Origin of the sequence: Paractinoplanes abujensis (genome assembly GCF_014204895.1) — a bacterium.
Taxonomy (GTDB): domain Bacteria; phylum Actinomycetota; class Actinomycetes; order Mycobacteriales; family Micromonosporaceae; genus Actinoplanes; species Actinoplanes abujensis.
This window is the reverse complement of sequence record NZ_JACHMF010000001.1, coordinates 6,175,113-6,192,372: the sequence shown is the minus strand read 5'-3', so window position 1 is coordinate 6,192,372 and position 17,260 is coordinate 6,175,113. Positions and strand designations below refer to the sequence as shown.

Genomic DNA, 17,260 nt, shown 5'->3' with positions numbered 1-17,260 from the left:
TGGGCCTTTCGGTGCGATTTGCGGCGACACCGCGCGGCGATGTCCGCGGAATTGTGAACCCCCGATCCCGCTTTGCCGGTCGGGATTACGGCCGAAAGAACAGTCCCTCGCGCCCCACCGGTCTCGTCCTTTCACCCGATCGTGAAAGCGGCTCCGGTAGGCCAGCGTGTGGCGACTCGAAAAATCGAAAGGGCTTTCATGGACCGCGCCACACCCGTAGCCGTGCGGCCCGATTACGACCCGCTCGCGGACCCCCTGGCCGACCCGGACTGGCAGGAACCGGAGCAGCCGCGGGCCCGGCTGTCGTGGACGCGTCTGGGCCTGCTGGTGCTCATCCTCGGCCTGCTCGGGGCGGGCGGCACCCTCGGAGTGATCCACCTGCGCAACACCGCGGGCCCGACCGCGAAGTCGTGGGCCGTGCCGTACGTCGACGTCACGCTGACCCCGACGTTCCAGTTCCAGGACCCCACCGCCAACCCGGCCAACGACGTCGCGCTGGGCTTCGTGGTGGCCGACCCCAAGAACGCCTGCAGCCCCAGCTGGGGCGGCGCCTACACGCTGGACGGGGCGGGCAACCTGCTCGAACTCGACCGGCGCATCGCGCAGCTACGGCAGGCCGGCGGCGACATCACGCTCAGCCTGGGCGGGCTGAACAACTCCGAGCTGGCCGTCGCCTGCACGGACGAGGAGCGGCTCACCGCCGCGTACCGGGACCTGGTCAAGCGGTACGACGTGAAGACGCTCGACCTCGACATCGAGGGCACAGCCGTGGCCGACCAGGCCTCCCTGCAGCGCCGGGTGACCGCGGTGGCCGCCGTGCAGAAGGAACGCGCGGCCGCCGGCAAGCCGCTCGCCGTGTGGCTGACGCTGCCCGTCGCGCCGAGCGGGCTGACCGAGGACGGCGTCGGTGTGGTGCGCGGCATGCTCGAGGGCGGCGTCGCACTGCGCGGCGTGAACGTCATGACGATGGATTTCAACAGCGGCGAAGCCCGGCCGGACATGCTCGCGCTGAGCACCAGCGCGCTCAACGGCACCCACAAACAGCTGTCCGACCTCTACCTGCCCCTCGGCCAGAAACTGACGTCGCCGCAGGTGTGGTCGCGGATCGGGGCCACCCCGATGATCGGCCAGAACGACGTCGACGCCGAACGCTTCACCCTGGACGACGCCGCTGGTCTGGCCCGCTTCGCCGTCGACAACGGCCTGGGCCGGGTCTCCATGTGGTCGATCAACCGCGACGCCCCCTGCCGCGGCACGTTCGCCAACGTCGTCGTCCACTCCAACACGTGCAGCGGCGTCGACCAGGACGCGCTGGCCTTCTCCAAGGTCTTCGCCGGTCTGCCCGGCAAGGCCGCGGGCAGCGACAACTACGACTCGGTGGAGATCCCCAACCGGGCCGCCACCGTCGACGACCCCAAGACCAGCCCGTACCCGATCTGGCGGATGACGGCCATGTACGCGGGCGGCTACAAGGTCGTCTGGAAGGGCGTCGTCTACGAGGCCAAGTGGGCCAACTCGGGCCAGGACCCGGCGGCCGCCCCGCCCGCGGGCACCCAGAGCGCGTGGTCGGTGATCGGCCCGGTCAGCCCGGTCGAGAAGGCCCCCCGCCCCGTCCCGGTGGTGACCGGCGTAACCGACCCGTGGACAGCCGGCCCGATCTACCGCCGCGGCGACCGTGTCCTGTTCGGCGGTCTCCCGTACGAGGCCAGATGGACCACGAAGGACGAGGCTCCGTCGATGGAATTCCCCGTGGACGCGGACGACCCGTGGAAGCCGCTCTTCACCATCCCCGGCGAGCCCCGGACCAACTAGGGATCGTCGCGGCGGGTCAGGTGGAGCAGGATAGCGCCGGCCGTGATCGGCACCAGCCCGGCCGCCAGAGCGCCGAGGCCGACGGCGAAATTGCCGCGTCCCCACGACTCCACCGGATAGCGCTGCTCCGACAGGGAGTAGAAGGTAAGCCAGGCCGCTCCCAGGCACAGCACGAAGAAGCCCAGCACCAGCAGGAGAATCCCGATGACGAGGGTGAGCGAGGAGCGGCCGCTGGGGGCGGTTCCCGTTTCCCGCACGACTACACCGCGCACGTCGTCCGCGGTGAGGCCCAGGCGGCGGGCGATGGACCCGACGGCTTCGCCGGCGGCATAAGCCGCGATGACTTCGTCCTCGTGGCCCGTCATGCCGGTGGGCGCAATTCGACGTGATCGTCGACGACCGTGACCACGGCCCGGCCGTCGGGGAACAGCGGAAGAGCCTCCTCGGGGAGCTGCAGCCGGCCCAGGCCGTCGATGGCGACCGTGCGGTCCTCTCCGGCGCTGTGTTCGCCGGAGAGGACGCCGTGGCGCAGGCGCAGGACCGTGTCGGAGGCGGCGATCGCGCGGGCGTCGTGCGTGGCGATGACGACCGCGCTGCCCGCGGCGGCCCGGGCGCGCAGCAGGCGCAGGACCAGGGCCGCCGACTCGTCGTCCAGTTCGGCGGTGGGTTCGTCGGCGATCAGCAGCGACGGCGGGCCCACGCCGGCCGCGGCCACGGCCAGCCGTTGTTGTTCGCCGCCGGACATGATGCCGGGGTGGGCGGTGGCCCGGGACGTCAGCGAGACCTCGGCCAGGGCGGCGTCGACGTCGACCTTGACCCGGCGCAGCTGGGCGATCTGAGTGATCTGACCGCGCGCGTCCAGCTGGGGGAACAGGCTGTGCGTGGGGCGTTGGGCGACCCAGCCTATTTCGCGGCGGCGCAACCTCTGCAGGTCTCGGCGGGACAGCGAGGAGACCAGGCGGCCACGATGGCGCAACTCGCCGCCGGCGGGCCGTTCGCGCAGGGCCAGCACGGCCAGCAGCGTGGACTTGCCGCTGCCGGACGGGCCGGTGATGGCGCTGACCCGGCCGGACACCACCGACACGTCGACGCCGCGCAGGGCCTGGGTGGGGCCGGTCCGGGCGGCGTACAGCTGAAGTAATTCGCGCCCCACGAGCAGGTCAGTTGTCACGGTAGGCCTCCTCCTCGAGACCGGGCGAACGGGCCGCTGTCATCAAGACTGCCAGCACCGTGGCGACGGCCGCAGCCCCCGCGGTGATGGCGAGGCCGGTCGGGGTGAGCTGGAACGAGAACGCGGGCAGCAAACCGGGCTGGTCGTCGAGCAGCCGTCCGCCCAAGGGGATCAGCGCGGCCACGCCGGCCACGGCGAAGGCGAAGGAGAGCACGGCCAGCAGGACGAATTCCACCGTACGGGCGCGGCGCACCCGGGCGCGGCCCAGCCCGATCCGGGACAGCATCAGGTCGGACGGGCGGCGCAGCACGGCGGTGCGCTGGGCGTAGATGCACAGCGTCAGGATCGCCAGCAACGCCAGGTAACCGGCGATGGCGAGCTGATAGCCCCGGGCCCGGCTCGTGGCGACGTAGGCGCCGTCCTCGCGCAGCTGGGCCGCGGTGTCGACGCGTTCCGGCTGCACGCCCTTGGGCTCGGTGACGGCCAGGAGGCCGGGCTCACCGGCCGAACTCCACAGGTAGGTCTGGATCACGAACATGGGCGAGCCGAGCTCGGTGCGCGGCACCAGCCGGGGGTCGTCCACGCCGAGCAGGGCGAACATCGGGTCGGCGGCCACCACGTACATCGGCCGCCCGCGCATGCCGGGGAAGGCGTTCACCCGCTCCGCAATCATCAGGTTCTCGGCGTTGAAACCCAGCGTCACCCGTACGAGGGGGACGTCAGCGGTCGAGGGATCGGCCACGACGATCGCGCGGGGCATGCCGTCCACGTCGGCGGGCTGGGCGGCCAGCGCGGCCACGGCGGCGCGGGCCGCGGCCAGATCGGGTCCGTTGCCCCACAAGGCGACGTCCCGGAAGCGCGCGGGGTCGATGACCAGCAGGTCGCGCTGGCCGTCGTCGAGTGGCGTGGTGACGTCCGTACGCCACACCGCCGTGCTGTCCGGCGGCAGAGGCGGCACCCGTACGCCGGGGACCAGCCCTTTCGGCGCCACCCGGTTCGGGATCTCCGGAGGTGCGGTCGGCGCCTGGTCGTCCAGCTCCCACGACCCGTTCACCTTGGCGACCGCCTCGGCCCCGGCGGCCACGGCGATCCGGTCGTCGGCCGACAACTCCGTGGAGTGCAGGGCGGACAGCGCGAAGAGCAACATGCCCAGCCCGGCGGTCACCACCAGAACGGCCAGCCGCCGCTCGGTGCCGCCCGACTCGAGCCGCCGGCGGGCCAGCCACACGACCACCCGCGAGGGCGCGGACGGGATCTTGCCGCCGCCGCGGAGCAGGGTGGGCAGCCAGCCGGCGAACACCCCGGCCGCGACGAGCACCAGCAGCGGAACGAGCAGATCGACCCCGCGTACGCCGTCGGCCTGGGACAGCCCCGCCGCGGCGACCAGCGCCACAATGATCAGGATCGGACCCCACGGGATGGGGCGCTTCGCCATGGCGGGCGGAGCCGGCCGCACCCGCCGGGCCGCCGCGGCCGCACCCACGACCGCCACCAGAAGCACCCCGGCCCCGGCCGCGCCCGCCGCGGTCACCGCCGCCGGTTCCAGCGACTCGCCGATCGTGCCCGGCGGCCCCAACCGCTCGACCAGCTGCCAGGCGACGAGCCAGCCCAGCCCCGCCCCGGCCGCCGCGGGCAGCAGGTTCTCGAGCAGCCAGAGGCCACCCACGGAGATCGGCGACATGCCGACGGCGGCGGTGTGGCGCAGCTCCCGCTCGCGGCGGCGCGCCGACAACAACGCCACGGCCAGCACCGAGGCCAGCCCGACGCCGATCGCCGCCCACTCCACGGGCCGGGTGCGCTGCCGCACCGTCCCGGTCGTGGCCTGCGCGGTCGCGACGATCCGGCCGATCCCACTGGCGAAGTTGAGGGCCAGCGGATCGTCGCCGTCGGACGGCCGCACGGTCGCGTAATAGCGCCGCTTGTAGTCGATCTGCGCGGCGGTGCGCTCGGCCTCGCTGAGCGTGACCCCCGGCTTCAGCGCGGCCTCGACCGCCCACAAGATCTGATCGTCCACGGACTTGGCCAGGCGCTCGACAGTCGCCACGTTGCCGACCAGCAGGTACGCCGGCAGAGTGCGGTATTCGGTGTCGCCGGGAGTGTCGCCGGTGCGCAAGGCCCACTTCGTGCTACCCCGCGGATCGGCCGGCAACCGCCCGCCCCGGTCGACCGCGTAGACACCGCTGACGGTCGCCGTCGCCCGTTTCGGCTCCCCACGGTTGCCGACCACCACAGCCAGCACGATCTCGTCACCCGGCCGCGCACCCAACTCCTCGGCCATGGGCTGCGGCAGCCACACACCGTTGTCGCCAACCGCCTTACCGACCGCGACGAGCTCCTCGGCCGGACTACCCACGGCGAACAGCCGCCCGCGCTCGGTCCTGCCGTGCGCACTGACCGTAGAACCCCAGAACCTCGGCTTGGCCAGCTCGGCCCCGATCGACCCGCCCGTCAGGTCGGGCTCGGTCAGGCCGTCCACAGTGCGCAGATCCTCGATGACCTTCTGCTGGTCGAGGCTGTCCGGCCCCACGTTCGCCGACAGCCGCACGACAGCCGCGTCGTTCTGCCGGGCCGTGGCCGGAATCTGCTCGCGCCGCACCTCGAAAGCCGCGTTGTCGGACGCCTCGGCAAACATCGGCCCGGCCGCCGCGGCCGCCGCCAGCACGAGAAACGCGCACAGCGTCAACGCCGTCCAGGCCCGCTGCCGCACCCCACCCACCAGCGCCGCAACGGCCAGCCGATCCCCGGACGCCATGAGCCTCCTCAGGCCGTGAACCCGCAAAGCCGATCGCTGCTGAAGCTATCCGATTGGTCGCGCTCCCACGACCCCGTACCGAGCGCGGCGCAAAATCCGGGAACCAGGTTCGACGTGTCGGCATGGATGAGACGCATGCTTTGCCCGCGGTGGTGTCGCGCGACGAGTGGTTGCCGGCTCGGAGGGAACTGCTGGCCAAGGAGAAACAAGCGCTCCGGGCCAAGGACGAACTGAACACCGCCCGGCGGATGCTGCCCATGGTCAGGGTGGACAAGGACTACCGGTTCGAGGGGCCCGACGGGTCCGTGACACTGACCGACCTGTTTCAAGGGCAGCGGCAGCTGGTTGTCCAGCACTTCATGTTCCACCCGGACTGGGCGGAAGGCTGCGGCAGCTGTACGGCCGCAGTGGATGAGCTTTCCGAGGGGCTGCTCCGGCACTTGCGGGCCCGCGGCACCACGTACGCCGTGATCGCCAGGGCGCCGTGGGGCAAGCTGACGGCGTACGGGAAGAAGCGGGGCTGGAGCGTTCCGATGTTCTCGTCGTTCGGGTCGGAGTTCAACTACGACTTCAATGTCACGATCGACGCTGCGAAGGCGCCGGTTCAGTTCAACTATCGGGGACCGGAGGAGCTGCGGGCGGCCGGGTTCGAGTGGATGCTGAACGAGGACGAGCAGCCGATGGAGCAGCCGGGAATGAGCTGCTTTCTGCGCAGCGGTGACGACGTCTTCCACACCTACTCGACCTACGGGCGAGGGACCGAGCAGACCGGTGGGGCGTACGGGATCCTCGACATGACCGCCCTCGGCCGCCAAGAGGAATGGGAGGAGCCGAAAGGCCGCCCCGAAACGCGGCGCGGCCCGGTTCCGGACTTCAGCTGACCGAGCCGGCCGCCGACGGGACGGCGATGCGCAGCGCCTCGACCAGGCCGCGGTAGAGGTCGTCGGACTCGAGGAGGGCCTGGTGGGTTCCGGTGGCGCGGACACGGCCGCGGTCGAGGACGATGATGTGGTCGGCGTCGATCACCGTGGACAGGCGGTGGGCGATCGTCACGACGGCCCCGGTGGCGGCCCGGTCCCGTACGGAGGATTGGACCGCGGCCTCCGTCAGGGCGTCCATCTGGGCCGTGGCCTCGTCGAGGAGCAGGATCGCGGGGGTGCGGACCAGCGCGCGGGCCAGGGCGATGCGCTGGCGTTCACCGCCCGAGAGTTCGGCGCCGGAGATCGGGGTGTCGACGCCCTGCGGCAGGGTGGCGACCTTGTCGGCCAGGTTGACGCGGGCCAGCACGGCCGCCAGTTCCTCGTCCGACGCTGTGGGCCGGCTGAACAGAATGTTCTCGCGGATGGTGCCGGGGACCACCGGGGCCTCCTGTTCCACGTACGCCAGTTCGGCCCGGATCTCGCTGTGGGTGAGCGCGCGGTAGGGCCGGCCGTGCAGGTAGATCTCCCCCGTGTCGGGGTCGAGGAAGCGCAGCAGCAGCGAGAACAGCGACGTCTTGCCGGCCCCGGACGGTCCGACGATCGCGGTGTGGCCGCGCGACGGGATCGTCAGGGTGACGTCGTCGAGGGCCGCCGGACCGTCAGTCGTGTAGTTCAGACTCACGCCCTGCACGGACAGGACGGGCGCGTCGGCGACCCGTGAGCCGGGCGCAGGGGTGGAAGTCTCCGGCGTCATGGCGTAGACCTCGCTGATCCGGCGGGCCGCGGCGATGCCGGACTGCAGGGCCGTCACGTTGTTGGTGAGCTCACCGATCGGGCCCATCAGCTGAAACGCGTACAGCAAGAAGGCGATCAGGCTGCTGACCTCGAGCAGACCGGCGTCGGCCCGCCACGCACCCACGCCGAGCACCGCGATGATGGCCAGCGAGACGCCGCTCCAGGAGACCGTCCACACCCAGGCCGCCCGGCGCGCCGCCCGGATGTTGAAGGCCGCGGCCCGGCGCGCGTCCGACTCGATGCGCTCACCTTGGCGCTGCTCGGCCCGGCTGGCCTTGACCGTACGCATGGCGCGCAGCGTGCCTTCGAGCTCGCCGCCGAGGTCGCCCACCGCGTCCTGCGCCGCCTTCTGCGATTTGCTGATCGTCGGCAGCAACAGGGCCATGACCGCGCCCACGATCGCGACCGCGGCCAGCGTGCACAACAGCAGCACGAGGTCGAGCGTGCCCATCAGCACCAGCGTCGCGACGAAGGCGAGGGACGCGTTGATCAGGCCGACGATGCTCGACGAGGCCTGGTGCAGCAGGCCCGGGTCGGCCGTGACCCGAGTGACCAGTTCGCCGGTGGGGCGGCCGGTCAGCTCGGCCAGCCGGGCCCGGAAGTAGCGCTGGATCACCGAGAGCCGCGCGTCGAGGACGACCTGCTCGGCCAGGGTGCCCATCAGGATCCACTGCCAGAGCCCGATCACCGAGCCGATCACCACCAGCACCAGCAGCAGCGTGATCGGGCCGGTCAGCGCGTCGCCGGTGCCGAGCGTGTCGATGATCCGCTTGGTGGCCAGTGGTGCGGCCAGGTTGGCGGCGTTGGCGATCAGGCCCAGGACCAGCCCCAACACTAGAACTCGGAAGTGCGGGCGGAGGAGGCGCAGCAGAATCTGCATGATTCGTAGTGGAACACATGTGTTCCATTGCGGGCAATGCCAATTCCCGTAGAGTGTGGCCGTGACCTCCGGCATCAAGAACCGCACCCGGCAGGCGATCCTCGATGCCGCGATCGGCCTGCTGGCTGAGAACCCCGGTTGCTCACTCGGCGACATCGCGGCGGCGGCCCAGGTCGGGCGCACGACGCTGCACCGTTACTTCGCCGAACGGGCCGACCTGCTGGCAGCGGTCGCCGTCGAAGGCGGGCAGCGCCTCGTGCGCGCGTCACAGCTGGCCGAGCTCGAACGGGGCACCGGCGGCGAGGCTTTGCTGCGGCTCTGCCGGGAGTATTTCGACCTCGGCCCGCTGCTGTCCCTGATCTTCAGCGAGCAGGGCGGCGAATGCTGGGAGACACAGGACGAGACGTCGCTCAACACGGTGATCGAACGCGGTCGCCGCGACGGCTCGATCGACCCCGTGCTGCCGGCCGACTGGGTGCTCAACCTGCTCTGGTCCCAGCTCTACGCGGCGTGGTCCTATCTGGGCGAGCGCCCCGATGCGTCCCGCCACCACGTGCTCGACCTGCTGACCCGCACACTGACCAACGCCCTCCGCCCGGCCCAGCCCGTACGGGATAGAGACCTGACCTAAGTGTTCTCTCCATGGACGTTGGTAACGCGGCGGAAGCCCTGAAATAGGTGAGGACCTCCGGGTGAGGTGGAGCTTGCGACAGCACCACACCACCACCCAGGAGGTCCTCGTGCCCCACGCTAACGCCCCGTTGACCGAACTCGGCCGAGTGCGGCTGGCCCGGTGCGTCGTCGAGGACGGCTGGCCGTTGCGCCGGGCCGCGGACCGGTTTCAGGTCGCCGTGACCACAGCGAAACGGTGGGCCGACCGCTACCGAGCCGAAGGGCCTGCGGGCATGACCGACCGATCCAGCCGGCCACACCACAGTCCGAACCGCACCCCGGTCCCGGTCGAACGCCGCGTCCTGCAGCTACGCCGTCAACGGCTGGGACCGGCCCGGATCGGCTGGCGTCTCGGCCTGCCCGCGTCGACCTGCCACGCGATCCTGCGCCGGGCCGGCGCCGCCCGCCTGACGGATCCGGACCGGGCCACCGCCGAACCGATCCGCCGCTACGAACACGCCGCCCCCGGCGACCTGATCCACGTCGACGTCAAGAAACTCGGCAACATCCCCGATGGCGGCGGCTGGCGCACCCAAGGCCGTGCCCAGGGCAAACTCAACCGCACCGCCACCGCGTGGCACACCACCGATAGCCGTGGCGGTGCCCGGCTCGGTTACGCCTTACTGCACACCGCCCTGGACCTAGCCCGTACGAGGTGAGGGCGAGCGAGGGCATGATGGATACATGACGGCGCGATACGGCGTGGACAGCCCGGATGATCGTGACCGAGCGGGCCATGCCCGCGATGACGCGGCCGAGGCGCGGGATTCCGCCGCGCAGGGTCGTGACCGTGACGCCTGCGCCCGTGACCAGTCCGCGACCACTCGCTCGGAGTCCAGGCAGGCGGCGCAGCAGGCCGAATCCGATCGGCTGTGGCAGGCGCAGCTTCGCGACCGTGCGGCGGCCAAGCGCGCCGAAGCTGCGCAGCGCCGGGAACAAATGGCCGCCGAGCACCCACCCGATCCGGAGCAGCTGCTCATCTTGTGGGAACAGGCCACGGTTGACCGCCGGGCCGCAGCCGCCGACCGCGAACAGGATGCGGCCGACCGCGAGTCGTTCCGCGACTACCTCGATGAGGTACGGCGCGAGCAGGCCGCGGCAGCCGGTGACCGGGCGTCCGCTGAACGTGACCGACACGCCTCGGCCGCCGACCGAAACGCGTCGAGAGCCGACCGCGCCGCCGCCGATGCCGTCCGCCAGCAAGCTGCCCTCGAACGTGCCATCGACGAGTCCGCCGATCGCCGTGACCGGTGAAAGCCGGCCGGGAACTTTGTCGGCGCGTCACGAGTGGTCGCGCGGCCGGTCGAGTACCGACCACACCACCTTCCCGGTCGGCAGCGGCGTCGATCCCCATGCGGCGGAGAAGGCGTCAACCAGGGGGATACCCCGGCCGCCCACGTGGTGCGGATTCAACGGCCGTCGGACGGCGTGCTCGGCTGAACCGTCGGTGACGGCGATGTGCAGATGACACAGCTGCAGCCGCACTCTCATCGAGATCATGGTGCGAGCGTGCACGACCGCGTTGTTCACCAGCTCGGTGCCGACGAGCGTGGCCGAGCCGATCAGGTCGGGTTCGTCCCAGCGCAGGCAGGCCTCGGTGATGACATCCCGAGCCCGTCGCGCAGCCCCGAGAACCGGCAGCATGTTTTCGGTAATAGTCGGAACGGCGGCCCGAACGGCCGTCCGGCCCGCGGCAACGCTGGTGAACAACAGCCGCGGATTCAGCACGTCGGCCGAGAGAAGTGGTGCCACCGCCGCGGACGGTGCGCACACCAGCACCCGGACGTCGGGCCACCGTCGCGCTTCGTCCATGATCCTGGTGAACACCGTGACAGCGGCGGCAGTGGCCACCGAAAGTGCCCTCGCATCGATCAGCATTCCGGCCCGATGACGCCGCGACAACTCCATGACACCCGCACGGAGCGACTCTCCGGAGATTTCGTCCAGCGTCCCGGCGACAACGAGCACCAGAAGGCCGTTGTGGGTCTCGAGGGACCAGGTCAGTGGTGCTTCCGAAACGGGTGCCACAGCGCGCACTCCCAGCTGGACGGCTGTGCGGAGTCACAACGTGACGGTGGACGACCTCCGGATCGAACTCGCCGGTCCCCGAATCGGCCCGTTGACTTCCCCATCTGCAGGCAAGGAAACGCTTGACCAATCAGCGGAACGTGATCGTGAAGAGTGTGCCGCGGCCGAGCTCGCTTTCGACGGTGATGGTGAAGTGGTGGGCGTCGGCCAGTTTGCGGGCTATGGCCAGGCCCAGGCCGCTGCCCCCGGTGGCCCGGCTGCGGGATTCGTCGGCGCGCCAGAAGCGGTCGAAGATGCGTGGCAGATTTTCCGGCGCGATGCCGACGCCGGTGTCGCGCACGGTGATGGCCGTGGCGTTCGCGCCGACCGTGACGGTGCCGCCCGCGGGGGTGTGGCGGATGGCGTTGGAGAGCAGGTTGCCGACCAACTGCCGCAGCCGTACGGGGTCGGCCGTGACGACCGGGTCGCCGTCGACCTCGATCGCCACGTCCACGCCGTTGGCCGCGCCGCGGTGACTGTCGACCACCTGGGTCAGCACGTCGCGCAGGTAGATCGGCTCGGGGTGGATGCGCAGCGTGCCCGCGTCGGCGGCGGACAGGTCGCTCAGGTCGTCGATGATGTGCTGCAGCAGGACTGCTTCTTCGTGCAGCAACGTGAGCAACTGCGCGTCGGTGGGGGCCAGGTCGTCCTGCGCCGCCTCCAGCCAGCTGCGGATGTTCGTGAGTGGCGTGCGCAACTCGTGCGCGACATCGCTCACCATCGCGCGGCGCTGGGCTTCGGCCCGGTCGCGGCGGTCGGTGCTGTCGTTGAGCGCGCGGGCCAGCCGGCCGATCTCGTCCTTGGTCGACACCGCGGCCGGCATCTGCCGGTCGGCCGAGTCGGTGAGCGCGCGCAACGGCCGCACCAGCCGGCGGCCGACGAGCACCGTGACCACGATCGTGGCCAGCAGCACCGCGCCGGTCACGGCCACGATCCGCACGGTGTTCTCCTCCGACAGCGTGAAGGGGTCGGGGTCGGAGCGCGGGTCGGTGACGAAGAGCAGCGCGGGCGGGGCCACGTACGGCTGCAGGATCGCGCGCCGGGCCTTCTCGACGCACTGGTCGACCCGGGAGGCGTCGGCCGGCCCGACCGCGGCCTCGACGGGTGACAAGTATCCGGCCGTGGGCCGGGGCACCCGCCGGTCGCCGGCGGCCTTGGCCACGTACGTCGAGAAGTCCGGCCGCACGTAGAGCTCGAAGACGCGCGCGTCGAGTTTGAGGCAGCGGGCGACGGGCCGGGACAGGGCGCTCAACGCCTTCTCCTCGCTCTTGGTGACGAACGAGTCCAGCTCCGCGCACCCCGAGTCGAAGATGCCGGGCGGCCGCGCGGTCACCACCGGCCGCCCGCTCGGGGAGTTGCCGATGATCCCGTCCAGCCCGGACTTGCGCAGGCAGGCCACATCGCTCTGGGCCACCCGGAGCAGGGCCGCGCGGTCGGCCGCGGGCACCCGGAACGGACCCACTGCCCGCGGGTCGATCCGGCTGCTGCCCCCGGTCAGGCTGAGGTCCAGGTTGAGCGGGTCGACCACCGCCGAGGGGCGGGCCGTGTGCAGCGACGGACCGGGACCGGAGTCGACGATCACCGCTCGATCGTCGGTCATCAGGGTGATCCGGCGGCCCAGTTTCTGCGCCCGTTCCTGGATCAGCTTGGGCGCGCCCGTCCAGTCGGCGTGTGTGGCCGCGTACTGGACGAGCATGTCGTACACGCCTTTGTCGTCGGCGAGCGCGCGACCCTGCTCCTGACTGATCGCCCGGGTGGCCGTACGGACGGCGAGCCACGCGGTCGAGGCGATGCCCGCGATCGCGATCAGCACCGACGTGACCAGCAGCCGGGTGACCAGGCTGTGCCGCAGCGGGACCCGGCCGCGGCTCACGGGGTGCCCGGGGCCAGTTTGTAACCGACGCCGTGGACCGTCAGCAGATGCACGGGCCGGCGCGAATCAACTTCGATCTTGCGGCGCAGGTTCATCACGTGCACGTCGATCGTGCGTTCGGTCGAGCTGCGGTCGATGCCGCGCGTGTGATGCAGCAGCTGGGCGCGGGTGAACACCCGGTCCGGTTGTTCGGACATCGCGGCCAGGATCGCGAACTCGCCGCGTGTGCACTCGATCGGCTCGCCGTCGACCAGAACCTGATGCCGGCCCGGCTCAACCGTGATGCGTCCGATGTGCCGGGCCGTCGACGAGATCATCGGAGCAGCGGGGGCTCGCCGCAGCAGCGTCCGTACGCGGGCCATCAGTTCGCGCGGGCTGTACGGCTTGGTCAGGTAGTCGTCGGCGCCCAGCTCGAGCCCGAGCAGCAGATCGTCCTCGGTCGTCCGGGCCGTGAGCATCAGGACCAGCACGTCCGATTCCTGACGCAGTGTCCGGCACACCTGCAACCCGTCCATCCCGGGCATCATCACGTCGAGAACGAGCAGGTCGGGGCGCAGCCGGCGGGCGCTGTCGAGGGCCGTGCGGCCGTCGTGCACCACCACGGCCTCGTGACCCTCCGCGGTCAGGTAGCGGCGAACCACCTCGGCCTGCCGGGGGTCGTCGTCCGCGACCAGCACCTGTGCGCACATGGCGGCGATGATAAAACCGCCCCGCACATGTGATCGCTGGTTTCCGCGATACCTGACGGTTTCCTAACGAACCCCCGCCACTCTCGTTCGCCATGTGGAGACGATGGTTGGTCACGTGTGTCGTGCTGGCCGGTGCGGCCGCCGGCGCGACGTACGTGGCGACCCGGCATCAGGCCGGGCGGGAACCGGTGGCCCGCGAGACGGTGGCGGTCGAGACGGTCGCGCTCGAGCGGCGGACGCTGTCCACGGTCACGTCGCTGCCGGGTGCTCTCGGCTTCGGCGCTGCCCGCCCGCTGACCGGGCACGCCGAGGCCACCGTGACCTGGCTGCCCGCCCCGGGCACCACCGTCCGCCGCGGTGACCAGCTGTTCCGCGCCGACGACAAGCCGGTGCCGCTCTTCTACGGCGGCCTGCCGCTCTTCCGGCCGATAGCCGCACCCGGCATGAAGGGCCGCGACGTGCGCATCATCGTCGACAACCTGCGCGCGCTCGGCTACCGCACCGGCCCGCAGCGCAGCCGCGAGGAGGGCGAACTCACCCCCGGCCTGATCGCGGCGGTCAAGCGCTGGCAGAAGGACCTGAAGCGGCCGGTCACGGGGACGATCGCGGTGGGCGACATCGAGGTGCAGTCCGGAGCCGTACGGGTGGAGACGATCGCCGTGCAGCCGGGCTCACCGGCGAATGCGCAGCTGATGACCGTCACGTCGACCCGCAAGGTGATCACCGTGGCGGCCCAGCCGGCCGACGCCGCGGCCATCCGCCGAGGTGGTCACCTCACCGTCAGCCTGCCCGACGACCGTACGGCAAAAGCTCGGGTCCTCTCCGTGGGCCGCGATGTCGCGTCGGCCGACGCGGGCGCGACCGACGGCCCGCCGAAGCTGACCGTCACCATCGTGCTGGACGACCCGGCGAGCGTGGCCACGTTCGACACGGCCGAGGTCGAGGTGAACTTCCCCGGGCGTACACGTAAGGACGTCCTGACGGCGCCGATCGAAGCGCTCGTGGCCCTCAGCGAGGGCGGCTACGCCGTGCAGGGACCGAACGGGCTGGTCGCCGTGAAGACCGGCATGTTCGCCGACGGCCGGGTCGAGGTCACCGGCGCGGGCCTCGACGAGGGCACCGAAGTGGTGGTCGCGTCGTGAGCGTGCTGTCCGTGCGCGACGCGAGCATGGTCTATCCGGGTGGCGTGACCGCGCTGGCCGGGGTCACCCTCGCCATCGAGGCCGGTGAACTGGTGGCGGTCGTCGGGCCCTCCGGTTCGGGCAAGTCGACGCTGCTCAACATCATCGGCACCCTCGACCGGCCCACCTCGGGCAGCGTGGCCGTCGCCGGGCAGGACGTGGCCCGGCTGCGCGACCGGCAACTCTCCCGCCTGCGCGCCCGCGAGATCGGCTTCGTCTTCCAGCAGTTCCACCTGACCGACGGGTTGAGCGCCGTCGACAACGTGACAACCGGGCTCCTGTACGCCGGGACGCCGCGCCGCCGTCGTCGGGAACTGGCACTGCAGGCGCTGACCCGGGTCGGTCTGGGGCATCGCGCGAGTCACCGCCCGCAGCAGCTGTCCGGCGGCGAACGGCAACGCGTCGCGATCGCCCGCGCGCTCGTCAACGAACCGTCGCTGGTGCTGGCCGACGAACCGACCGGCGCCCTGGACAGCGCGAACGGGCAAGCCGTGCTCGGTCTGCTGCGCCGGCTCAACGACGAGGGCACCACCATCGTCGTGATCACCCACGATCGCGACATCGCGGCGTCGATGCCGCGGCAGATCGAGATCCGTGACGGGCGGGTGGTGCGGTCATGAGCCCGATCGACGTGCTCGACCTGGGCTTGCTGGGGCTGCGGACCCGGCCCGCGCGGGCGGCGTTGTCGGCGCTGGGCATCGCGATCGGTATCGCCACCATGATCGTCGTGACCGGCATCCCCGCGTCCAGCCAGGCCGCTCTGCTCGACGAACTGAGCGCGCTCGGCACGAACACGCTGCAGGCCACGGCCGTACCGGATCAGGAGCCGCCGACCCGCATCCCCGAGTCGGCGGTCGAGATGGTGCGCCGGATCGGCCCGGTCACCGCGGTCAGCGCCGTGGCCAACACCCATTCCCTCGTACGGCGTAACGACCGCATGCCGGCGAGCAACGGCTCGGGGCTGACCGTGCTGGCCAGCCGGCTCGACCTGCTGCCCACGATCAACGCCCGGCTGCAGTCCGGTTCGTGGCTGAACGAGGCCACCGCCCACTTCCCGGCCGTGGTGCTCGGCTCGATCGCGGCGGCCCGGCTCGGTGTCGCCGCCCCCGGCCCGCAGGTGGTGATCGGCGAGACCCGGTTCACCGTGGTCGGGATCCTGGCCACCACGCCACTCTCACCCGACGTCGACCGCTCGGTGCTGGTCGGCTGGGAGGCGGCGCGCGATGTGCTCGGCTTCGACGGGCACCCGACCGTCCTCTATGTGCAGTCGGAGGAGGACCAGCTCGAAGAGGTGCGCGGGGTGCTGGCCGAGACGATCTATCCGGAACGGCCCGGCCGGGTGAACGTGACCCGGCCCTCCGACGCGCTGGCGGCCAAGCGGGCCACCGAGAGCAGCTTCTCGGTGCTGTTCCTGGCGCTGGCCGCGGTCGCGCTGGTCGTCGGGGGTATCGGGGTGGCCAACACGATGGTCGTGGCCGTGCTGGAACGGCGCTCCGAGATCGGGCTGCGGCGCGCCCTGGGCGCGACCCGGGGCCACATCCGGCTGCAGTTCCTCACCGAATCGGTCGTGCTGGCCACGATCGGCGGGCTGGCCGGTTCCGGGCTGGGGCTGGCCGCGACGATCGGCTACGCCTCGTGGCAGCACTGGCCGCTGGTCGTGCCCGTGGAGGCGGCCGTGGCCGGGGCCGGGGGAGCCGTCGTGATCGGCGTGCTCGCGGGGCTCTATCCCAGCGTGCGCGCCGCCCGGCTCACCCCGACCCAAGCGCTGGCCACCGTCTAGTTCTTCGCCGCGACTTCGCGCTCGCACTCGGGCGCGAGGTCCATGCCCATGGTGATCGAGCGGCGGTCGTTCTGGTCGCCGCCCAGCGCGTAGCTGAGCCCGTCCTCGGCCACCTCGACGTACTTGACGCCCTTGTTCTTCAGGCACTTGACCACCGCCACGGCGAAGTCGCGGGCCTCCGGGTTGGCCGGGTCCTTCTCCCACGGGGGCAGCGGATAGAACTGCGCCTCGCAGACCCGGTACGCCTCGTCCATCGCCTCGGACGCCGGGCCCACCGCCGGGGCCGCGGCATCCGAGACCGCCTTACGCTTCAGGTCGTCCGGGGCGTAGCCGCGTTCCTTCAGACATTTGTTGTACGGCCCGAGCATCGCCTCGAACTCCTCGGGCGTGGTGTCAAGCCGTTCCCGCGGGCGTTGCGCCGCCTTCTCCGCCTTCTCCGTCTTTTGCGGCGCCGCGCTGGTCAACGTGGCCACCTTGGCGTCGCCTTCCGTCTTACCGCTGCCGCTGCCGCTGCCGCCCGCGCACGCCGACAACGCCGTGAGCGCGACCGCCGCGACCACCAACGCCTGACTTCTCCGCATGGAACACGCCTCCCTGTCCGCCGCCCCGGCGCGCTGTTGCCCCGTTGCGAACGGCCAGCCTCCCGGCCAGAAGTCAGGAAGCTGTCA

At 71.3% G+C, this 17,260-nt stretch carries 15 protein-coding genes and 1 pseudogene; 8 read left to right on the top strand and 8 right to left on the bottom strand.

Going from position 1 to position 17,260, the window contains the following annotated elements; all coding sequences use genetic code 11:
• Nucleotides 1-198: 198 nt before the first annotated feature.
• Entirely contained in the window at nt 199-1,812 is a 1,614-nt protein-coding gene (locus BKA14_RS28345; RefSeq protein ID WP_184953863.1) for a chitinase, read from the top strand.
• On the opposite strand, the gene BKA14_RS28340 is transcribed toward BKA14_RS28345, so the two are convergent.
• From BKA14_RS28340 to BKA14_RS28330, 3 genes are read right to left on the bottom strand one after another with little or no spacing between them, the layout of a single operon-like run.
• Nucleotides 1,809-2,177: a cell division protein CrgA gene (locus tag BKA14_RS28340; RefSeq protein ID WP_184953862.1), complete on the bottom strand. Its 369-nt coding sequence runs from the start codon at nt 2,175-2,177 to the stop codon at nt 1,809-1,811. The two genes, BKA14_RS28345 and BKA14_RS28340, sit on opposite strands and share 4 nt — an antisense overlap.
• Nucleotides 2,174-2,983 carry an ATP-binding cassette domain-containing protein gene (locus tag BKA14_RS28335; protein ID WP_184953861.1) on the bottom strand — a complete coding sequence of 270 codons (810 nt, stop codon included), beginning with the start codon at nt 2,981-2,983 and terminating at the stop codon, nt 2,174-2,176. The genes BKA14_RS28340 and BKA14_RS28335 overlap by 4 nt, the downstream gene beginning before the upstream one ends.
• Nucleotides 2,973-5,735 (bottom strand): ABC transporter permease family protein, encoded by a 2,763-nt coding sequence (locus BKA14_RS28330; protein ID WP_184953860.1) that lies wholly within the window; start codon nt 5,733-5,735, stop codon nt 2,973-2,975. Before BKA14_RS28330 ends, BKA14_RS28335 begins: the two co-directional genes overlap by 11 nt.
• Before the next feature lie 122 nt (nt 5,736-5,857).
• Between BKA14_RS28330 and BKA14_RS28325 the strand changes: the two genes are divergently transcribed.
• Nucleotides 5,858-6,616, top strand: coding sequence for a DUF899 domain-containing protein (locus BKA14_RS28325; protein ID WP_184953859.1), 759 nt, complete (start codon nt 5,858-5,860; stop codon nt 6,614-6,616).
• On the opposite strand, the gene BKA14_RS28320 is transcribed toward BKA14_RS28325, so the two are convergent.
• A complete protein-coding gene (locus BKA14_RS28320; RefSeq protein ID WP_184953858.1) occupies nt 6,609-8,330 on the bottom strand; it encodes an ABC transporter ATP-binding protein in 1,722 nt (573 codons plus the stop codon). The genes BKA14_RS28325 and BKA14_RS28320 overlap by 8 nt on opposite strands.
• 61 nt (nt 8,331-8,391) lie before the next feature.
• Between BKA14_RS28320 and BKA14_RS28315 the strand changes: the two genes are divergently transcribed.
• From BKA14_RS28315 to BKA14_RS28305, 3 genes and pseudogenes are all read left to right on the top strand, one after another.
• A complete protein-coding gene (locus BKA14_RS28315) occupies nt 8,392-8,961 on the top strand; it encodes a TetR/AcrR family transcriptional regulator (RefSeq protein ID WP_239093345.1) in 570 nt (189 codons plus the stop codon).
• 109 nt (nt 8,962-9,070) lie between these two features.
• Nucleotides 9,071-9,643 (top strand): annotated as a pseudogene (locus BKA14_RS28310) (leucine zipper domain-containing protein); the annotation flags it as partial.
• 43 nt (nt 9,644-9,686) lie between these two features.
• Nucleotides 9,687-10,256 (top strand): hypothetical protein, encoded by a 570-nt coding sequence (locus tag BKA14_RS28305; protein ID WP_184953855.1) that lies wholly within the window; start codon nt 9,687-9,689, stop codon nt 10,254-10,256.
• 27 nt (nt 10,257-10,283) lie between these two features.
• Here the strand turns inward: BKA14_RS28305 and BKA14_RS28300 are convergent, their stop codons facing one another.
• From BKA14_RS28300 to BKA14_RS28290, 3 genes are all read right to left on the bottom strand, one after another.
• The gene (locus BKA14_RS28300) at nt 10,284-11,030 is read right to left on the bottom strand and encodes an ATP-binding protein (protein WP_184953854.1); all 747 of its coding nucleotides are present in this window, start codon (nt 11,028-11,030) and stop codon (nt 10,284-10,286) included.
• Nucleotides 11,031-11,160: 130 nt separating this feature from the next.
• Nucleotides 11,161-12,942 carry a sensor histidine kinase gene (locus tag BKA14_RS28295; RefSeq protein ID WP_184953853.1) on the bottom strand — a complete coding sequence of 594 codons (1,782 nt, stop codon included), beginning with the start codon at nt 12,940-12,942 and terminating at the stop codon, nt 11,161-11,163.
• Complete coding sequence (locus BKA14_RS28290) at nt 12,939-13,631, bottom strand: response regulator transcription factor (protein WP_184953852.1); 693 nt, start codon at nt 13,629-13,631, stop codon at nt 12,939-12,941. Before BKA14_RS28290 ends, BKA14_RS28295 begins: the two co-directional genes overlap by 4 nt.
• 92 nt (nt 13,632-13,723) lie before the next feature.
• On the opposite strand from BKA14_RS28290, the gene BKA14_RS28285 reads away from it, so the two are divergent.
• The 3 genes from BKA14_RS28285 to BKA14_RS28275 are packed head-to-tail and all read left to right on the top strand — an operon-like array spanning nt 13,724 to nt 16,592.
• Nucleotides 13,724-14,773: a peptidoglycan-binding domain-containing protein gene (locus BKA14_RS28285; RefSeq protein WP_184953851.1), complete on the top strand. Its 1,050-nt coding sequence runs from the start codon at nt 13,724-13,726 to the stop codon at nt 14,771-14,773.
• Nucleotides 14,774-14,799: 26 nt separating this feature from the next.
• The gene (locus BKA14_RS28280; protein WP_184957005.1) at nt 14,800-15,432 is read left to right on the top strand and encodes an ABC transporter ATP-binding protein; all 633 of its coding nucleotides are present in this window, start codon (nt 14,800-14,802) and stop codon (nt 15,430-15,432) included.
• Nucleotides 15,429-16,592 (top strand): ABC transporter permease, encoded by a 1,164-nt coding sequence (locus BKA14_RS28275; protein ID WP_184953850.1) that lies wholly within the window; start codon nt 15,429-15,431, stop codon nt 16,590-16,592. The genes BKA14_RS28280 and BKA14_RS28275 overlap by 4 nt, the downstream gene beginning before the upstream one ends.
• On the opposite strand, the gene BKA14_RS28270 is transcribed toward BKA14_RS28275, so the two are convergent.
• Complete coding sequence (locus BKA14_RS28270) at nt 16,589-17,173, bottom strand: hypothetical protein (protein WP_184953849.1); 585 nt, start codon at nt 17,171-17,173, stop codon at nt 16,589-16,591. The two genes, BKA14_RS28275 and BKA14_RS28270, sit on opposite strands and share 4 nt — an antisense overlap.
• Nucleotides 17,174-17,260 lie beyond the last annotated feature (87 nt).